General features: G+C 59.1%; 14 protein-coding genes. 8 read left to right on the forward strand and 6 right to left on the reverse strand.

Annotation, left to right across the window (positions count from 1 at the left end):
- Positions 1-178 precede the first annotated feature (178 nt).
- Positions 179-1531, forward strand: coding sequence for a nitrate/sulfonate/bicarbonate ABC transporter ATP-binding protein (locus HB393_RS02170; protein WP_213803486.1), 1353 nt, complete (start codon positions 179-181; stop codon positions 1529-1531).
- Positions 1528-3303 (forward strand): ABC transporter permease subunit, encoded by a 1776-nt coding sequence (locus tag HB393_RS02175; protein WP_213803487.1) that lies wholly within the window; start codon positions 1528-1530, stop codon positions 3301-3303. Before HB393_RS02170 ends, HB393_RS02175 begins: the two co-directional genes overlap by 4 nt.
- Before the next feature lie 21 nt (positions 3304-3324).
- Here HB393_RS02175 and HB393_RS02180 read toward each other — a convergent pair whose 3' ends face one another.
- Entirely contained in the window at positions 3325-3816 is a 492-nt protein-coding gene (locus tag HB393_RS02180) for an AI-2E family transporter (RefSeq protein ID WP_213803488.1), read from the reverse strand.
- Between the two features lie 126 nt (positions 3817-3942).
- Here HB393_RS02180 and HB393_RS02185 point away from each other — a divergent pair, with 126 nt between their 5' ends.
- From HB393_RS02185 to HB393_RS02195, 3 genes are all read left to right on the forward strand, one after another.
- Positions 3943-5289 carry an alpha-amylase domain-containing protein gene (locus HB393_RS02185; protein WP_213803489.1) on the forward strand — a complete coding sequence of 449 codons (1347 nt, stop codon included), beginning with the start codon at positions 3943-3945 and terminating at the stop codon, positions 5287-5289.
- 21 nt (positions 5290-5310) lie between these two features.
- Positions 5311-6009, forward strand: a complete 699-nt coding sequence (gene purQ, locus HB393_RS02190; protein WP_213803490.1) for a phosphoribosylformylglycinamidine synthase subunit PurQ — start codon at positions 5311-5313, stop codon at positions 6007-6009.
- Positions 6010-6074: 65 nt separating this feature from the next.
- Positions 6075-6866, forward strand: a complete 792-nt coding sequence (locus HB393_RS02195) for a CpsB/CapC family capsule biosynthesis tyrosine phosphatase (protein WP_213803491.1) — start codon at positions 6075-6077, stop codon at positions 6864-6866.
- Between the two features lie 18 nt (positions 6867-6884).
- On the opposite strand, the gene HB393_RS02200 is transcribed toward HB393_RS02195, so the two are convergent.
- The 3 genes from HB393_RS02200 to HB393_RS02210 form a co-directional block, all read right to left on the reverse strand.
- Complete coding sequence (locus tag HB393_RS02200; protein WP_213803492.1) at positions 6885-7613, reverse strand: SDR family oxidoreductase; 729 nt, start codon at positions 7611-7613, stop codon at positions 6885-6887.
- Positions 7614-7620: 7 nt separating this feature from the next.
- Positions 7621-8214, reverse strand: a complete 594-nt coding sequence (locus HB393_RS02205; RefSeq protein WP_213803493.1) for an Ig-like domain-containing protein — start codon at positions 8212-8214, stop codon at positions 7621-7623.
- Positions 8215-8335: 121 nt separating this feature from the next.
- Positions 8336-9334, reverse strand: a complete 999-nt coding sequence (locus HB393_RS02210) for an aldo/keto reductase (RefSeq protein ID WP_213803494.1) — start codon at positions 9332-9334, stop codon at positions 8336-8338.
- 361 nt (positions 9335-9695) lie between these two features.
- On the opposite strand from HB393_RS02210, the gene HB393_RS02215 reads away from it, so the two are divergent.
- From HB393_RS02215 to HB393_RS02225, 3 genes are all read left to right on the forward strand, one after another.
- On the forward strand, positions 9696-9995 hold the full coding sequence (locus tag HB393_RS02215; protein WP_213803495.1) for a co-chaperone GroES: 300 nt from the start codon (positions 9696-9698) through the stop codon (positions 9993-9995).
- Between the two features lie 87 nt (positions 9996-10082).
- The gene (gene groL / locus HB393_RS02220; RefSeq protein WP_213803663.1) at positions 10083-11756 is read left to right on the forward strand and encodes a chaperonin GroEL; all 1674 of its coding nucleotides are present in this window, start codon (positions 10083-10085) and stop codon (positions 11754-11756) included.
- Between the two features lie 147 nt (positions 11757-11903).
- A complete protein-coding gene (locus HB393_RS02225; protein ID WP_213803496.1) occupies positions 11904-13001 on the forward strand; it encodes a Gfo/Idh/MocA family oxidoreductase in 1098 nt (365 codons plus the stop codon).
- Between the two features lie 22 nt (positions 13002-13023).
- On the opposite strand, the gene HB393_RS02230 is transcribed toward HB393_RS02225, so the two are convergent.
- Both HB393_RS02230 and HB393_RS02235 read right to left on the reverse strand, forming a co-directional pair.
- Positions 13024-13992: a hypothetical protein gene (locus HB393_RS02230; protein WP_213803497.1), complete on the reverse strand. Its 969-nt coding sequence runs from the start codon at positions 13990-13992 to the stop codon at positions 13024-13026.
- A 123-nt stretch (positions 13993-14115) separates the two neighbouring features.
- On the reverse strand, positions 14116-16584 hold the full coding sequence (locus HB393_RS02235; RefSeq protein WP_213803498.1) for a TonB-dependent receptor: 2469 nt from the start codon (positions 16582-16584) through the stop codon (positions 14116-14118).
- Positions 16585-16597 lie beyond the last annotated feature (13 nt).

A 16597-nucleotide genomic window follows, 5' to 3' on the forward strand; every position in this document is an offset into this window, starting at 1 on the left:
TTTTAGATTCATAGCATAGTGACTTACAAGCAATCCGAAGGCGCATCGCTTCACTAATTTAGCTACTTATAGATGATACGCTGACCACAGCGTGGATTGTCCCGGCACCGCGGCAAAATATTTATTCACACCGCGGCAATACACACTTTTTATATCGATCACGATACAAGAACCTAATATGCAGACAACCATCATCCGCGCCGAGCGTGTTGAAAAATACTACGCACAGCCCAGCGAGAACCGCATTCAGGTGATCTCGCCCACCGACCTGTCGATTGTTCCAGGAGAGATCGTCGCGCTGCTTGGACCGTCGGGTTCGGGAAAGTCGACGTTGCTCAGGATGTTGACCGGCCTCTCCGCTCCCTCTGCCGGACAGGTGTACTGGCACGAGCAGCCGATTGCCTCCGCCGATGTGAATGTGTCCATCGTCTTCCAGAGCTTCGCTCTCTTTCCCTGGCTGACCGTCTTCGAGAACGTGGAGGCGCCTTTGAAGGCCCGCGGCATGGAGCCCGCGGAGCGGCGTAAACGAACCATCAAGATCCTCGACACCGTGGGCCTGGACGGATTTCAGGCAGCCTACCCCAAGGAGCTCTCCGGAGGAATGCGTCAGCGGGTAGGATTCGCGCGGGCCCTGGTCGTCGAGCCAGAGGTCCTCTTCATGGACGAGCCCTTCTCTGCGCTCGACGTGCTCACCGCCGAGAATCTGCGCAGCGAACTGCTGGAGCTCTGGCAGAAGAAGACCATTCCCACCCAGGCCATCTTCCTGGTGACGCACAATATCGAAGAGGCCGTTCTGCTGGCCGACCGCATTATCGTGCTCGGCCGAAACCCCGGCCATGTGCGAACCGACTTCAAAGTCGCCCTCCAACACCCGCGCGACCGCAAGGCCACTGCCTTTACCCAGTTGGTCGACTACATCTACAAGGTGCTGACGCAACCGGACGCCCAACCCCCTGAGCTTCCGCAGACGCCCACTGGAAAGCGGGTTCGCGATCAGCGCCAGATGCACTACCAGATGTTGCCCCACGCTCGTCCGGGCGGAATCGCCGGCCTGCTGGAGTTGGTGCTCGACCACCACGGGAAGGACGACATCTATCGTCTGGCCGACGATCTGGCCTTTGAAATCGACGATCTTCTCCCCATCGTCGATGCGGCACAACTGCTCGGCTTTTTGACCGTAACCGAAGGCGACGCCGCCATCACAGCGACCGGCGCGGAGTACGCCAACTCCGAGATCCTGCGCCAGAAACAGCTCTTCCGTACCGCCGCGGTTACAAATGTCCTGTTGCTGCGGCAGATTGTGCGTGCCATCGAAGCAAAGAGCGACCGCACGGTCCCCGAGGAGTTCTTCCACGACATGCTCGACGAGCAGTTCAGCGAAGAAGAGACGCTGCGGCAACTGGAGACGGCCATCAACTGGGGCCGCTATGCAGAGCTGTTCGACTTCGACGCCTCACGTAGACGCTTTATCCAGTCCGCGAAGCTGCAACAGGAGATCGATGCTCACTCCAACGCGGAGGTGGACGCGTGATTCAGCTCCCGGACAGCTTCAGTTACATTCGAGGCCGGGAGACGCTGGCGCGGGCACAGGTCCTGAAGCGAAGCTGGCCGTTCATGCTGGACCTCTGCGTCGCGGCCATCGGTCTGGCCTGTTTCTACGGCGTAGTGGTCATCGCAAAGTATTGGTTCGGCCACTCTGAGCCGGAGATCGTCATCTCACAGAGCCCTCGTGCGCTACCGTTGTACGCGTTTTATTCGGTCGTCCGCATCGGCCTTGCCTATCTGCTGAGCCTGGTCTTCGCGGTCGGCTATGGATATCTCGCGGCGTATAACAAGCGGCTCGAAGCCCTGATGATCGCCGGGCTCGACATCCTGCAGTCGATTCCGGTGCTGAGTTTTCTGCCGGGAGTGATGTTGGCGATGGTCGCTCTGTTTCCTACGCGACAGATAGGCGTCGAGATGGGTGCAATCCTTCTCATCTTCACCGGCCAGGTCTGGAATATGGCCTTCAGCTTTTATTCGTCGATCAAAAGCATCCCCCGCGAGCTGAGCGAGGCGGCGAATATCTACCGCTTCTCACGGCTGCAGCGGTTGGTGCAGTTGGAGCTGCCCTACGCCGCGATCGGCCTGGTATGGAACTCGATGGTCTCCGTCGCCGGGGGATGGTTCTTCCTGATGGCGTGCGAGATGTTTGTGCTCGGGCCGCGGGACTTCCGGCTTCCTGGCCTAGGCTCCTACCTTCAGACGGCGGCCGGGACAGGCAACGGAGTCGCCATCGCATGGGGTCTGTTGGCGATGGTCTCTATCATCGTCGCGACCGACCAGTTCATCTGGCGGCCCATCATCGCGTGGAGCGATAAGTTCAAGTTCGAGCAGGTGGAGAGCAAAGCCCGCATCAAATCTCCGCTGCTGCATCTGGTGCAGAACTCCACCGCACTGCGTTCCCTCGGACGCCTTACCACCGCGCCGCTGAGCGAGACGCTGTACCGCAGGTATGCACAGGAACGTCAACAACGCCTCGCGCAGAGCTCTTCCGGCTCAACGAGCAGACCGGGCTCCCCTTGGCTTCGCGTCCTGATCTCCGTGCTTGCGGTCGTCGTTGTAAGCTACGCAGCGTTCCATGCGCTGGGGCTCTTGCGAGAGGTACGGTTCGCGCAGTTCAAGGAGATACTCAAGGGCGCGCTGGCCACCTTTCTTCGCGTGAACGTCTCGCTGCTGCTCGCAGCCGCATGGACCATCCCCGCTGGTGTTGCCATCGGGTTTCATCCGCGGCTGGCACGCATCGCCCAGCCGATCGCGCAGATCGCCGCCTCCGTCCCCGCGACGGCTCTCTTCCCTGTCATTTTGTTGGCGCTGATTCGCGTCGGCGGAGGTCTCGGAATCGGCTCGATTGCGCTGATGATGCTGGGCACGCAGTGGTACATCCTCTTCAACGTCATCGCGGGCGCCATGGCGATTCCGTCGGACCTGCGTGAGGTGGCGACGCTCTTCCGCTTCACCACCGTACAGCGTTGGAAGACGGTCATCCTTCCCGGAATCTTCCCCTTCCTCATCACCGGGATGGTGACGGCATCAGGGGGCGCCTGGAACGCAAGCATCATCGCCGAATACTTTCGGTTAAAGAACCAGACGCTGCAGACCGTGGGTCTCGGAGCGCAGATCAGTGCTGCAACCGACAGTGGCCAGTTCCAGATTCTGCTGCTTGCGACGATGGTCATGGCGTTGATGGTGGTGACGATCAACCGGCTGGTCTGGCGGCCACTCTACCGGCTCGCCGGAACGCGGTACAAGCTGGAAGGCTGATTCATCCCTTTCGCCTGCAAATCATTGCGGCGTGGGTCTGCGAAAGGCGAAGATAATCGCAAGCAGCGGAGGAGCAAGCAAGACGCCCCAGAATGGAATCACGATACCCAACACGATCGGTCCAAGGAACGCAGCCCACCATGGCACCTTCGTCGTGCGATGCAGGACGTAGGGTCCGATGACCAGGCCCTCCAGGACAGCGATAAGGCCAAAGAGGCCCAGCACCAGACCCAGATGCCAGTAGTCCCGGCCGCTGAAGCACACAGCGAGTACCGGCCCGATCAATGCGATCATCCCCCCGAACGTGGGGATAAACTGCAGCAAAGCCCCCAGGAAAGCCCACAACGGAGCGAGCGGCACCCCGATCAGCTCCAGCCCCACGAACCACAGGACGCCGACGATCAGGGCATCGAGCGTCGCGGCTCTCCACCAGCCGATCAGCGCACCACCCACGGTCTTCAGTGGATGGACCTTCTCCGAAGACGATGTGAGACCAAGCTCTTTATCGTTCATACCACCTGCATCTTTCGCCGCGCATCAAACGAAACGAATCCTGATATTTCACCACTATTTCTACGATGCAGATAGCGCCTCACAGATGCGCCGATATCTCAAGAAAGACAAGAGAACCCGAACTATATGGCAGTCATGATGCAGGCCTTTTACTGGGACGCTCCCAAGCACGAAAACAAGGAGCATGAATGGTGGAACTTTCTCGCCGAGAAGGTGGAAGAGCTGGGCAAAGCGGGCATCAACGCCTTGTGGCTCCCGCCCGTCTCGAAGGCCGCCAACAATAACACCAACGGCTACGACCCCTACGACTACTTCGACTTCGGCGACTTCGACCAGAAGGGCGGCGTCAAGACCTGGTTCGGCAATCGCGCCGAGTTGGAGGCGCTCATCGCCAAGGCCCATGCCAACGGCATCGGTCTGTACGCCGACATGGTCATCAATCACAACTCCGGCGCAGACGAGGAAGAGATCAACCCGCTCGACGGACAAAAGCGCTGGACCAAGTTCGCTCCCAAGAGCGGACGCTTCCCACGCGATTGGAACTGCTTCCATCCCAGCCGTTATGAGCAGGTAATGATCGAAGGCGAAAACTTCGCCGGCTTCCCGCACCTCTGCCATCGCAACCCGGTCGTCTACACGGAGCTGTTCAACTACGCGCGCATGCTGATCGAGGAACTTGGCTTCGATGGATTTCGCTTCGACTTCGCAAAGGGCTTCGGCTCATGGATGATCGGCGTCCTCTCCAAGTACCGCTACGTCAAGGATGGCGCGGACTTCAGCCCCTACGTCGTAGCCGAGCTCTGGTCCGGCACCGAAGATATCGATGATTGGCTGGCGAAGGTCAACGATATGACCGACAATCAGATCGCCGCCTTCGACTTTCCCCTACGCTATAAGCTGAAGGACGTCTGCGATACTCCCAACTACGATCTACGCAACCTGACCGATGGCGGCGCCGTCGTCATGAAGCGTCCCATGCACGCCGCAACCTTCGTGGACAATCACGACATGGGCGACAACGTCATTGTGAACGACAAGCTGATGGCCTACTCGTTCATCATGGTTCACGAAGGCTACCCCTGTATCTTCTGGTACGACTACTACAACAACGGTCTCGCCCGCCCCGGAACGCCCAATGGGATCGACGCCTTGATCCAGGCGCACCAGAAATACGCTGGTGGTGACTCGCAGATCCTCCATGCGGACCCGGACCTCTACATCATGCAGCGCATCGGCTGGAAGGACGAGAAGGTCGAACAGGTGGGATTGATCTATGTACTCAACAACCTGGGCGATCAGTGGTCGGGAACCTCGGTCAAGACGCAGTGGGCCAACCAGAGGTTCGTCCCCGTCGCGTGGGATGGTCACGACGAGGTAGCTCACCCCGACGAGCGGACCACAGACGGCGATGGAAACGCAGAGTTCCCTGCCCCGCCCCGCGGCTATGCCATCTACGCGCCGGTATTTGAATAGCCAAAATGATATTCTGAGACCATGAAATTTGGCGTTCTGGTCTTTCCAGGGTCGAACTGTGACCACGATACCCACCATGTGGTCGATGCGATCGCCGGGCAGCCGGTCACTTACCTTTGGCACGCCTCGGCAGATCTGCAAGGCTGCGATGCCATCCTCGTCCCGGGCGGATTCGCCTATGGCGACTATCTGCGCACCGGCGCGATCGCCAAGTTCGCGCCCGTCATGCAATCCGTCTCAAAGTTTGCCAGGAACGGCGGACTCGTCCTGGGCATCTGTAACGGCTTCCAGATCCTATGTGAGGCTGGACTCCTCCCTGGCGCGCTCATGCGCAACGCAGGCCAGAACTACATCTGCAAGCAGACCTTTCTGCGCACCGAGACCGCCGATTCCCCCTTCACACACGGCCTCTCCCGCGGCCAGGTCCTGCAGATGCCCATCGGACACATGGACGGCAACTACTTCTGCGATGCAGAGACCCTTGCCAAGCTCAAAGCCGAGGATCGCATCGCATTCCGTTACGCTACTCCGGAGGGTGAGATCACCCCGGCTGCCAATCCGAACGGCTCCCTCGAGAACATCGCTGGCATCCTCAGCGAAGGCCGCAACGTGCTCGGTCTGATGCCCCACCCGGACCGCTCCAGCGAGCGTCTTTTAGGCTCTGCCGACGGTCTTCTGCTCTTCCAGTCCATGGTTCAAAGCCTCGTTGCTGCGCAGTAAGAGCGCCATCGCTGGCCTTTCATAACACCCCTGAAGCGCTGTGACGGTGGTACCCTAACCCTGGTATGGTTGATATTCATCATCACCTGTTGTGGGGATTGGACGATGGGTCCAGAAATCTGGAAGAGTCGGTTGCAATGGCGCGGGTGGCCGTAGCAGACGGTATTACGCATGTGGTGTGCACCCCCCACGCGAACAGCCACTACCTCTACGACCCGCAAGAGATAACGGAAAAGATCGAGAAACTGCAACAGAAGCTCAATGAGGAAGGCATCGACCTCAAGCTGGGCCGTGGATGCGACTTTCATCTCTCCTACGACAACATCCAGGAGATAAAACCCGACCCTTCCCGCTTCAGCATCAACGGTCTTGGCTATCTTCTGGTCGAGCTTCCTGACTTCGGCATCTCGCACGCACTCACCGAGACCTACTACCAGCTCCAGGTCGTCGGGCTCACCCCGATCCTGACCCACCCCGAACGCAACCCGACCCTTCAATCCGATAAACGTCGTATGGTGGAGTGGATCCGTGGCGGTCTCCTCATCCAGGTGACGGCCGGCTCCGTGCTCGGCCACATGGGCAAGCAGGCGCAGCGCATGGCCCACCAGCTCCTGGCCGACCGCTGGGTCCACTTCATCGCGACCGACGCCCACAACACCACCTCGCGCCCTCCAAAGATGCGCGAAGCGTATGAGTTGATCGCCGAAAGGTACGGATCGGACTACGCCCACGCGCTCTGCATCGGCAATCCACTCGCGGTCTTTATGGGCAAGCCTCTGGCTTCCCAGGCGGAACCTCTACACGTCTATGAGGATCTCCAGGAGAAGAGCTGGTGGCGCAAGCTATTCAGCCGCTAGCGCCGCTCCCCTAAGACACTACAGCCCCAGGCCCCCATCGACCGCAAGAAACTGCCCCGTAATGAAGTGGGGAGCGGTAGCAAAGAAGAGCACGGCAGCCGCCACATCCTCACCCGTCCCGTTGCGCTGCATAGGAGTCTTGAGCGCGAACCGCTCATACGCCGCTCCAACCTCTCCGTTTACGATCATGCCCGGCGCAACGCAGTTCACGCTGATCTCCGGCGCCCAGGCTTTGGCCATCGTCTGCGAGAGCATATGCATCGCTGCCTTGGAGGTGCAGTAGTGCGCATGAGTGGCCCACGGGTGTACGCCGCCGAGAGATCCAAGGTTGACGATGCGACCGCGCACCGCCCGCAGATAAGGATGAGCCGCCTTCGCCATCAGAAAGGGAGCGCGTGTATTCGTGGCGTACATCTCATCCCACTGCTCGACCTGGATATCCTCCAGCGCCGCCGAACCGAACATCCCCGCGTTATTGACGAGTAAATCGATCCCCCCGAAGCGCTCGATAACCGACGCCATCGTCTGCTGTATGTCCTCAGGATTGCGCAGGTCGCAACGAATCGCCAAAGCCTCGACATCAGACTCGGCCAACTCTCGAACGGTATTCTCTGCCTCGGGCTGTGACTTCAGATACGTAATGGCAACGTTAGCGCCGGCCTTCGCCAGCGAGAGCGCAATCGACCGGCCGACGCGTTTCGCCGCTCCAGTGACAAGTACAGTCTTCCCTGCCAGCGGAAGTGTCATCCGCGGGCTACTGTGGGGGAGCAGCCGGAGAGGCCTGCGGAGTAGGAGTCATCGTTGCTGGCGCAGTGGGTGCCGCCGTCGTGCCGGGCTTGGCAGAGGTCGCAGGAGACGTCGGCTTCACCGGCTCCTGCACACCAGCCTTGCGGCCAGAGGACTTGCCATGATTCTCTTCGTACGCTGAGATCTGCTCCTGCGGACGCAACATCGCGACGGCGATCTGCCGGTTTGGCTCGGCCACCACATAGTCCTCCGCAAACGTAGCGTAACCGTTCGCGATGATCTGTACCCGAACGGTGCTGCCCGTCGGTATCACGTCGATGGTGGCCTTGCCCTCGGGATCGGTCTTCACCTCAAGGCTGCCAATATCCTTGCCATCTTTGGAAGGATTGAAGACGACGGCTGCGTTCGAAATCGGCTTGCCATTGGATTTCTTAGTTACGAGAACCTCAATATGCGAGGTCTCAGGCGGAGCCTTATACTTCCGGCCGCGGCGCACTGGTTGGTCGTCCTGGCCGAGAACCAGCTTCGGCGAGGCAAAGGAGAGGCAGAACACCAAAATCAGAGGCAATCCAAGAATACGAGTGCAACGCATGTCTGACATTCTACGCCGCCTGTCGAAGAATCTGCAGCCCTCCGGCATCTACCCCGCCGGAAAATCCGCTGGCCCCAAAAGAAAGGGGCCAGCGGATCGAATCTCCAACGTCGAGCCGACAGGAAGGATATTACCGGTCGATCAGCGCCAGGCCCGCCTGAGCATATCGGCCCCCCGCGATCTCAGCCTGAGGAACGGCAGCCTCGAGTTCCGCGATCTCATTCGAGGTCAATCGAATGTCGACAGCCGCCACGTTCTCCTCGAGATACTTTCGCCGCTTTGTGCCCGGGATCGGCACCAGATCCTCTCCCTTGGCCAGCACCCAGGCCAAGGCCAATTGACCCGGCTTGACGCCCCGGCGATCCGCGATCGCCCTCACTCTCTTCACCAGCACCTGATTCTTATCCAAGTTCTCTTGGCTGAAACGTGGGAAACGCTCTGCTCGCGAATCCTGATTGGGAAAGTCCTCCGGTTTGGCGTATGCGCCGGTCAGAAACCCCCGCCCCAGCGGGCTGTAGGGCACAAAACCGATCCCCAGCTCCCGAACCGTCGGCAGAATCTCATCCTCCACATGCCTCTCCCACAGCGAGTATTCGGTCTGGACCGCCGTAATCGGATGTACCTTGTGCGCCCGCCGGATCGTCGTCACCGACGCCTCTGAGAGACCGAGATACCTGACCTTTCCCGCCTTTACCAGCTCCGCCATCGCCCCAATCGTCTCTTCGACCGGGATCTCGAAGTCAATTCGATGCTGGTAGTACAGATCGATGTAATCCACCCCCAGCCGCTTCAATGAGGCGTCACACATCTGTTTTACATACTCGGGTTTGCCGCCGATCCCTGGGTTTGTTGGGTCTTCTTTGGAGCGGAGATAACCGAACTTGGTCGCCAGAAACACCTCGTCCCGACGTCCTTTGATGGCGTTTCCGACCAGTTCCTCGTTATCCCCGAGCCCATATGAGTTCGAGGTATCGAGAAACGTGACACCCATATCGAGCGATCTCAGGATCGTCGCCGCTGACTCTGCGTCATTTCGCTCGCCATAGAACTCGCTCATCCCCATGCAACCAAGCCCCATACGAGAAACGGTCGCGCCCTGTGATCCCAGTTTTACAGTTTCTATATTCATGAATTGTTAGATGATCCGGGTTCCCATAGAAGATTCGGGCGCCGGCCGAGGGATCGCCACAGGACTTTCATGCTGCGGGAAATTTCTGCGTGACATTCACTCATATTTAATCCAATTGAAGTTGACACGCCGAGTTCAGGTGGCTATCTTTAGCAATCGGAGGGCTAGAGTGCTAAAAAGGAACAATTAGCGGAACTCGAACCCGGCCTCGGGCCACTTTCCATCTTATTTTCAGCAACATGGGTCCCCGGACTCCGGTAGGCATCACGCGGCCAATGTTGTGCACCAAAACCGCAGGCGGCACCCCGTCTGCCACATCACGGCTACCCCGTAGCTAATTGTCTCAAGGAGAGCTAAAGCAATGGCGACAACATCGTTTACACCTCTGCACGACCGCATTCTGGTTCGCCGTATTGAAGAAGGTGAAAGCGTCCGTGGCGGAATCATCATCCCGGACTCCGCAAAAGAGAAGCCTCAGCAGGGCGAAGTTATCTCCGTCGGCAAGGGTAAGTCCAACGACGAGGGCAAGGTATTCCCTCTCGACGTCAAGGCTGGCGACAACATCCTCTTCGGCAAGTACTCCGGCACCGAGATCAAGATCGACGGCGAAGAGCTGCTGATCATGCGCGAAGAAGAAGTACTCGGCATCCTCAAGAAGTAAGCCACACCCTATCGCATCAAGCCACACGCACCTCGGTGCTGCAACATTTCAAATAATTTCGCCGGCATAGGCCGGCACAGGAGCATCATCATGGCAAAGCAAATTCTGCACGGAGAAGATTCACGTCAGGCGATTCTGCGTGGCGTCAACATTCTGGCTGACGCGGTAAAGGTCACCCTCGGACCCAAGGGCCGCAACGTCGTCATCGAGAAGAAGTTCGGCTCCCCCACCATCACCAAGGACGGCGTCACCGTCGCCAAGGAGATCGAGCTGAAGGATTCGCTCGAGAACATGGGCGCACAGATGGTCCGCGAGGTCGCCTCCAAGACCTCTGACGTAGCTGGCGACGGCACCACCACCGCCACCGTGCTCGCGCAGGCGATCTACCGCGAAGGCGTCAAGACTGTCGCCGCCGGCGCCAACCCGATGGCCCTGAAGCGCGGCATCGACAAGGCCGTCGAAGCCATCATCGGCAAGCGCGATGAGAACGGCGTCGTAGTCGGCGGAGCTCTCAGCACCTTCTCCAAGCCCGTCTCCGGCGACATGATCGCTCAGGTCGGCACCATCTCCGCCAACTCGGACTCGCAGATCGGCGTCATCATCGCCGAAGCGATGAAGAAGGTCGGTAAGGATGGCGTCATCACCGTCGAAGAGTCCCGCACCATGGAGACCCAGCTCGACGTCGTGGAAGGCATGCAGTTCGACCGTGGTTACCTCTCGCCCTACTTCGTCACCGACGCAGAGCGCATGGAAGTAGCCCTCGAGAACCCCTACATCCTCATCTACGAGAAGAAGATCTCCTCGATGAAGGACCTGCTTCCCCTGCTCGAGCAGATCGCCCGCACCGCCAAGCCCCTCGTCATCATCGCCGAGGATGTGGACGGTGAGGCGCTCGCAACCCTCGTGGTCAACAAGCTGCGTGGCACGTTGAACGTCGCGGCCGTCAAGGCTCCCGGCTTCGGCGATCGCCGCAAGGCAATGCTGCAGGACATCGCAATCCTCACCGGCGGCAAGGCGATCACCGAAGACCTCGGCATCAAGCTCGAGGGAGTCAAGATCGAGGACCTCGGCACCGCCAAGCGCGTCACCATCGACAAGGACAACACCACCATCGTCGACGGCGGCGGACATGACGGCGACGTCGAAGGCCGCGTGAAGGAGATTCGCGCTCAGGTCGAGAAGACCACCTCCGACTACGACCGTGAGAAGCTCCAGGAGCGCCTCGCCAAGCTGGTCGGCGGCGTTGCAGTCATCAAGGTCGGTGCTGCTACCGAAACCGAGATGAAGGAGAAGAAGGCCCGTGTCGAAGACGCGATGCATGCAACGCGTGCAGCCGTCGAAGAAGGCATCGTCCCGGGCGGCGGCGTAGCCCTGGTTCGTTGCACCGCTGCGGTCGAGAGCCTCATCAAGACCCTCGACGGCGACGAGAAGATCGGCGCCAGCATCATCCGTCGCGCCATCGAAGAGCCGCTTCGCATGATCGTCTCCAACGCCGGCGAAGAGGGTGCAGTCGTCATCGGCAAGATCCACGAATCGAAGGAGCCCAACTTCGGCTACAACGCCGGAACCGGCGCCTACGAAGACCTGGTCGCTGCTGGTGTCATCGACCCGACGAAGGTAACCCGTACTGCTCTGCAGAACGCGGCCTCCATCGCCGGCCTCATGCTCACCACCGAAGCGATGATCGCCGACATCCCCGAGAAGAAGGAAGCAGCGGGCGGCGGACACCAGCACGGCGGCGGCATGGACGGCATGTACTAGTCCTACGCAAAACAAACGAAAGGCCTCGGAGCGATCCGGGGCCTTTCTTTTTTTGATACGCTTGCTTGGGCGAAATATGCACCCGATGGGACGTCTCGTCCCTGGTTGGTGCATTTCAAAGACTGACAAGATCGGGAGATCAGACATATGACGTTATCGCGGCGTGAATTTGCAAAACTTGGCGCGCTCGGACTCGCCTCGCAGGCAGTACCCTCAGCTCTCGCACAGGCCTCCGGACGCAAGATAGGCTTCTGCGTCATCGGCCTGGGCCGCATCGCGGATCACTTCCTCCGCGGCGTAAAAGACTCCTCGGTCTGCCAGATCACCGGCCTGGTCAGCGGTCATCGCGACAAGGCGCTGAAGATCGCCGCCCAATACGGCGTGCCCGCCTCCTCCATCTATAGCTACGAGCAGATGGACGCGATGCGCAGCAACAAGGCCATCGATGCCGTCTACGTCGCCCTGCCCAACAGCATGCACGCGGAGTACACCATCCGCTCCGCCAAGGCCGGCAAGCACGTCCTCTGCGAGAAGCCCATGTCCACCAGCGTCGCCGACGCCCAGGCCATGATCGCGGCCTGCGACGCCGCCAAGGTCAAGCTCATGATCGCCTACCGCCTGCACTACGAGCCGCTCACCTTGAAGACCATTAAGCTTCTCCGCGACGGAACCTTCGGAGAGATCCAAGCCATCAATAGTGCGAACGGCTTCAATATCGGCAAGAACGAGTGGCGCAAAGACAAGCCGCTCTCCGGCGGCGGCCCTTTGATGGATGTGGGCATCTACTCGCTCAACGCCGCCCGCTATCTCACCGGCGAAGAACCCCAAATCGTTACTGCCTCGAACTCAACCATCGATAAGGACGGGAGGTTCACCACCGTGGAAGAGAACACCGCCTGGACGATGACCTTTCCGTCCGGTGTCGTCGCTTCTTGCACCACCACCTACGGAGGAGACATGCCCGGCTACTACCGTGTCTTCTGCTCGAAGGGATGGCTGCAGATGGATAACTTCGGATACGAAGACCTGCGCCTCACCGGAAGCTACCGCAACAGCGAAGGCAAGCGCGTAGCGCTGGACGAGACCAACCCGGAGCGGGACCCCAAGCAATTCACCCGCGAGGCCGATCATCTGGCCGAGTGCATCCTTAAGAACCAGACACCGAAGACCTCCGGTGAGGAAGGTCTTCGGGACATGCGCTACATGAAAGAGATCTATCGGGCTGCCGGCGTCAACAACCTATAACGATTTGATCCTGGTACGCGCATTACTGTCCAGTCCCAACAATGTGCGTACCAGGTCGAACATCCTCCGGAGTCCGTAGCTTCGTATTGGAAAGCTTCGTCTCAAACTTGACTCGAACCAGATTCTTGCTCGCCGGCGCGTTGAACGTAGCCACATAGGTCTCAGCCACGGCATGTTGGAACTGCGTCAGGAACGGCGCCAGGGAAACAGGATTGCCAGTGCCGATGTAGTAGGCGCGTCCGCCGGTTCCATCTGCAACCTGTTGCAGATAGCTCTGACCGCTGAAGCTCGCCCTTCCGCCCCGAATACCCGCATCGGAGAAGTAGATCGAATACACCGGAATTCCCTTGGTCTGCGCATCGCTGACGGCAGCCGAGACATAGGGGCTGTTCTGGTTGAGCAGGCTGGTACTCCCGTTATAGGGATCGACGCCATCGGTGATCATCAGAACAAATCGTGCCTTGTGAACCGGTCCAGCCGAGAGGTTGGAGTTCGAGTCACCCTCCTCCCCTGGCCATTTCTTTACAAAATCCGAAAGGCAGAAATAAGGGCTTGCGCTGATCCCTGGCGAACCCTGCGGTATCCGCAACGACTGCGCCGCAGTGGCCAAATCGCTCGTAAAACCCTGGGCAGGAACGACGCGGCCATTCTGCATATACCCAACAAAGATCTCCGTGCCCGCAGGCAGCGTGGTCACGAAGCTCCGCAGCGCTCCTAGTTCCCTGCCCACCGAGGTGCGAAGTCCGTCGTCGATCAAGAGCGCCACCTGGGCGGAGCTAGGCGAGACGCGCGTGAGGCTGATAAGCGGTTCAGGATGGTTATTCAACTTCAATGTCGTGTTGGACACCGAAGGAATGACCGGGGACTTAGCGTCAACCCCAACCAAAGTCTGCGTGGGAGCCGGACCCTCCTGTTGGGCCTGGAGTGGAGTGATCAAACTCGCCGCCAGGGCGACCGGCAGGAGATAAGCGTACTTTCGAACTAGAGTCATGTGGACTCCCTTCTTGCTTGATTAGACGCACCAAAAAGTAGTAGGGTGCGTAGACTTACACCCTGTAAAGACAGGTAATTGAAGCTGTTTTAGTAGGAATATTCCCGAAAACCTGTACAGCGGCTACAAACCGCCGATCCGTATCTTCAGTCCGCTGCGAAACGTCATAGGCAGACCTGGATACCCAATGGGCCCGATATGCTGTTGGCCAAGCAGATTGCCTAACTCAGTAAAAACAATAAAGTGTTTGCTAACGACGAGGGATGTATTGAAGTCCAGCTTCGCATAGCCGAAGGCCAGGTCTCGATTGGGCAGCACCAGCGAATTACCCAGGTTGGTATCGAAGCCATCGAGAAAGGTCGAGTCATCGGATCGACTGGCCAGGGCTCCCTTGAGCGCCGCCGAGAACCGTGGAGAAGCATATTGAACAGCAAAGAAGCCCGTATGCGGCGGACGCCGGAACGGACGCGCTCCAACCAGCGGACCCTCCGCCCCAATCGCAACCCCGGGCAGGTTGGGATTGCTGCTGGCCGTCCCATTGCTGAAGGCATCGCTCGAAAAGGAACGCAAAACCACAGAATCGAGATACGTATATCCGCCGCGCAAAAAGACATGCGTGAACGGCTGATACTGAAGCTCTGTCTCGAACCCCTGCGCGCGAAAAGCCAGCGAGTTGAGATAAGGCGTGAACACCGAATTCGCGACGTTGGGCGAGTAGCCGAAGCTCTGCACCAGTGCCCCCGGACCGACGCCCTCCAACTGATGATCGAAGACATTATGGAAGTAACCTGCCTTGAAAATCAGCTTCTCTCCCTTGATGTTCTGATCCACTCCAATGTCATAGCTGCGCGAGCGCTGAGGCCCCGGCGGAGTTACATGGAACCTCGCAATATCCGCCGTATCCCCGATGCTGAGTAACTGCCGGTAGAGGCTGGCGAACTCCAGCGCCAGCGTCGGCTCCTGCACCCCGGTCGCAACGTTGGCGCGGATCTTGGTGCCACGAAAATACTTTCTGCCCGGGCGCACCGGCACATACGAAAGTCCGATGCGCGGCGTCCCCGTAATGCCATAAAGATGGTTCTTCTCCACATCGCCACCCAGCGAATAGAAGAACCGGTTCTTGATCTCCCCCTGAAACTGCAGCGTGTACTGAAAGTTCGTACGCTGGATCTTCTCACTTGAAAACGCGCTCACAAAACTGCCGCGTTCGTTCTGATACCGAAAGCCAAACAGCGCCGTTATATGCCAGGGAAACGTATAGTCCGACTGGTAGTAAAGCTCATCGCGATTCGAGTCGGAGTCTTGCTCCGGAAGAAAAAACGAGGCCCGCCCCGTAGCCGTATATCCATTGGCTCCACGAATCGTGACCACATTCCCGTAGTACAGCGTGAACGGACTTCCATCGCCAAAATCGAACGTGATCGGCGTCCCAACATTCGTGAAAGCATGCTGCTGCTCACGCTTCCGCGCAATGCCGTAGCGAACCAGGTTATGCCAGTTCCCTCCAAGACGATTCTCAAGCGTAAGCCCCGAGTACAAGTCCTGGTCCGCCTGCTTTCCATCCGAAGAGATCCCATAAAAATCATGCGCCGAGGGCAGCCCAGTACCCGACACCCCATCCCGCAAAGTGAACCGTCCCTGCGTATTCGTGGTGAAGTTATATCCCAGATTCGCAACCGAGGTCGACGAGTGGTACCGGTCCCGTTGCAGCGCGTTCGACGTATCGAAGCGGCTATAAGCGCCGTAGTAATCCAGCCGCTTATGCGCCCCCGAGAGCGCCACCTCGTTCCGCCACGTATGAAAATTCCCCGCATCCCCAGAGTAGTTCAACACCGGCCGTTCAGAGTTGCCACGCGGAGTAACGAAGTTCACCACCGACGCCCCGGCATCCGTGCCGTACAAAGCCGAGTTCGCCCCCCGGTACATCTCAATCCCGGTAAGCCCCGTACTCGACACCGTCCCGAAGTCAAAGACCCCACCCACATCGTTGGCCGAAATCCCATCGATCAGCACCTTATTCGCCGTCGAACTGCCACCCCGCACAAACAGCGAAGTAACCCCACCCGTCTGCCCCGTCTGAACCACAGCCACCCCAAGAGATTGCCGCAGCTCATCCACAACCCCCACCCGCGTGCTCAAGTCCGCCATCGGAACGAGACTGATCGCCGAGCTCACCTGCTGGATCGGCGTCGGAATCCCGGTAGCAGTCACCGAGACAGCCGTAGTGACCGTAGCTACCGACAAGGTGACATTGTGCGTCACCACATCGGTCCGTCCGCCATAAAAGTCCGCACTGACCCCCGGCGTAAACGAGAGGGCCGACGTCAGCAGCACAAAGCGGCCCTGCGTCCCACTGCGAACCTCGAATGTTCCATCCGCGCCAGCAAATCCGTGCGAAACTTCCTTGCCGCCCTGGATCAGTTGAATCCGCGCACCCCGCACCACCGCGCCCAGCGGATCCGTAACCGTCCCGCGAACGATGACGGCCCGCGCAAAGACTCCACATCCAAACATCAAAACAGCCACAACAAGAGCCAGCCTAACCGTCTTCATAAAGCGAGCGGCAACCGGCATAATCAAAACAAAAGACATCGAATCTCACCGC

The organism is Granulicella sp. dw_53, from assembly GCF_018449545.1.
Classification (GTDB): domain Bacteria; phylum Acidobacteriota; class Terriglobia; order Terriglobales; family Acidobacteriaceae; genus Edaphobacter.

Coding starts and splice junctions, on each gene's coding strand:
- HB393_RS02170 (WP_213803486.1), top strand. CDS start 179: ATGCAGACAACCATCATCCGCGCCGAGCGTGTTGAAAAATACTACGCA.
- HB393_RS02180 (WP_213803488.1), bottom strand. CDS start 3,816: ATGAACGATAAAGAGCTTGGTCTCACATCGTCTTCGGAGAAGGTCCAT.
- HB393_RS02185 (WP_213803489.1), top strand. CDS start 3,943: ATGGCAGTCATGATGCAGGCCTTTTACTGGGACGCTCCCAAGCACGAA.
- purQ (WP_213803490.1), top strand. CDS start 5,311: ATGAAATTTGGCGTTCTGGTCTTTCCAGGGTCGAACTGTGACCACGAT.
- HB393_RS02195 (WP_213803491.1), top strand. CDS start 6,075: ATGGTTGATATTCATCATCACCTGTTGTGGGGATTGGACGATGGGTCC.
- HB393_RS02200 (WP_213803492.1), bottom strand. CDS start 7,613: ATGACACTTCCGCTGGCAGGGAAGACTGTACTTGTCACTGGAGCGGCG.
- HB393_RS02205 (WP_213803493.1), bottom strand. CDS start 8,214: ATGTCAGACATGCGTTGCACTCGTATTCTTGGATTGCCTCTGATTTTG.
- HB393_RS02210 (WP_213803494.1), bottom strand. CDS start 9,334: ATGAATATAGAAACTGTAAAACTGGGATCACAGGGCGCGACCGTTTCT.
- HB393_RS02215 (WP_213803495.1), top strand. CDS start 9,696: ATGGCGACAACATCGTTTACACCTCTGCACGACCGCATTCTGGTTCGC.
- HB393_RS02225 (WP_213803496.1), top strand. CDS start 11,904: ATGACGTTATCGCGGCGTGAATTTGCAAAACTTGGCGCGCTCGGACTC.
- HB393_RS02230 (WP_213803497.1), bottom strand. CDS start 13,992: ATGACTCTAGTTCGAAAGTACGCTTATCTCCTGCCGGTCGCCCTGGCG.
- HB393_RS02235 (WP_213803498.1), bottom strand. CDS start 16,584: ATGTCTTTTGTTTTGATTATGCCGGTTGCCGCTCGCTTTATGAAGACG.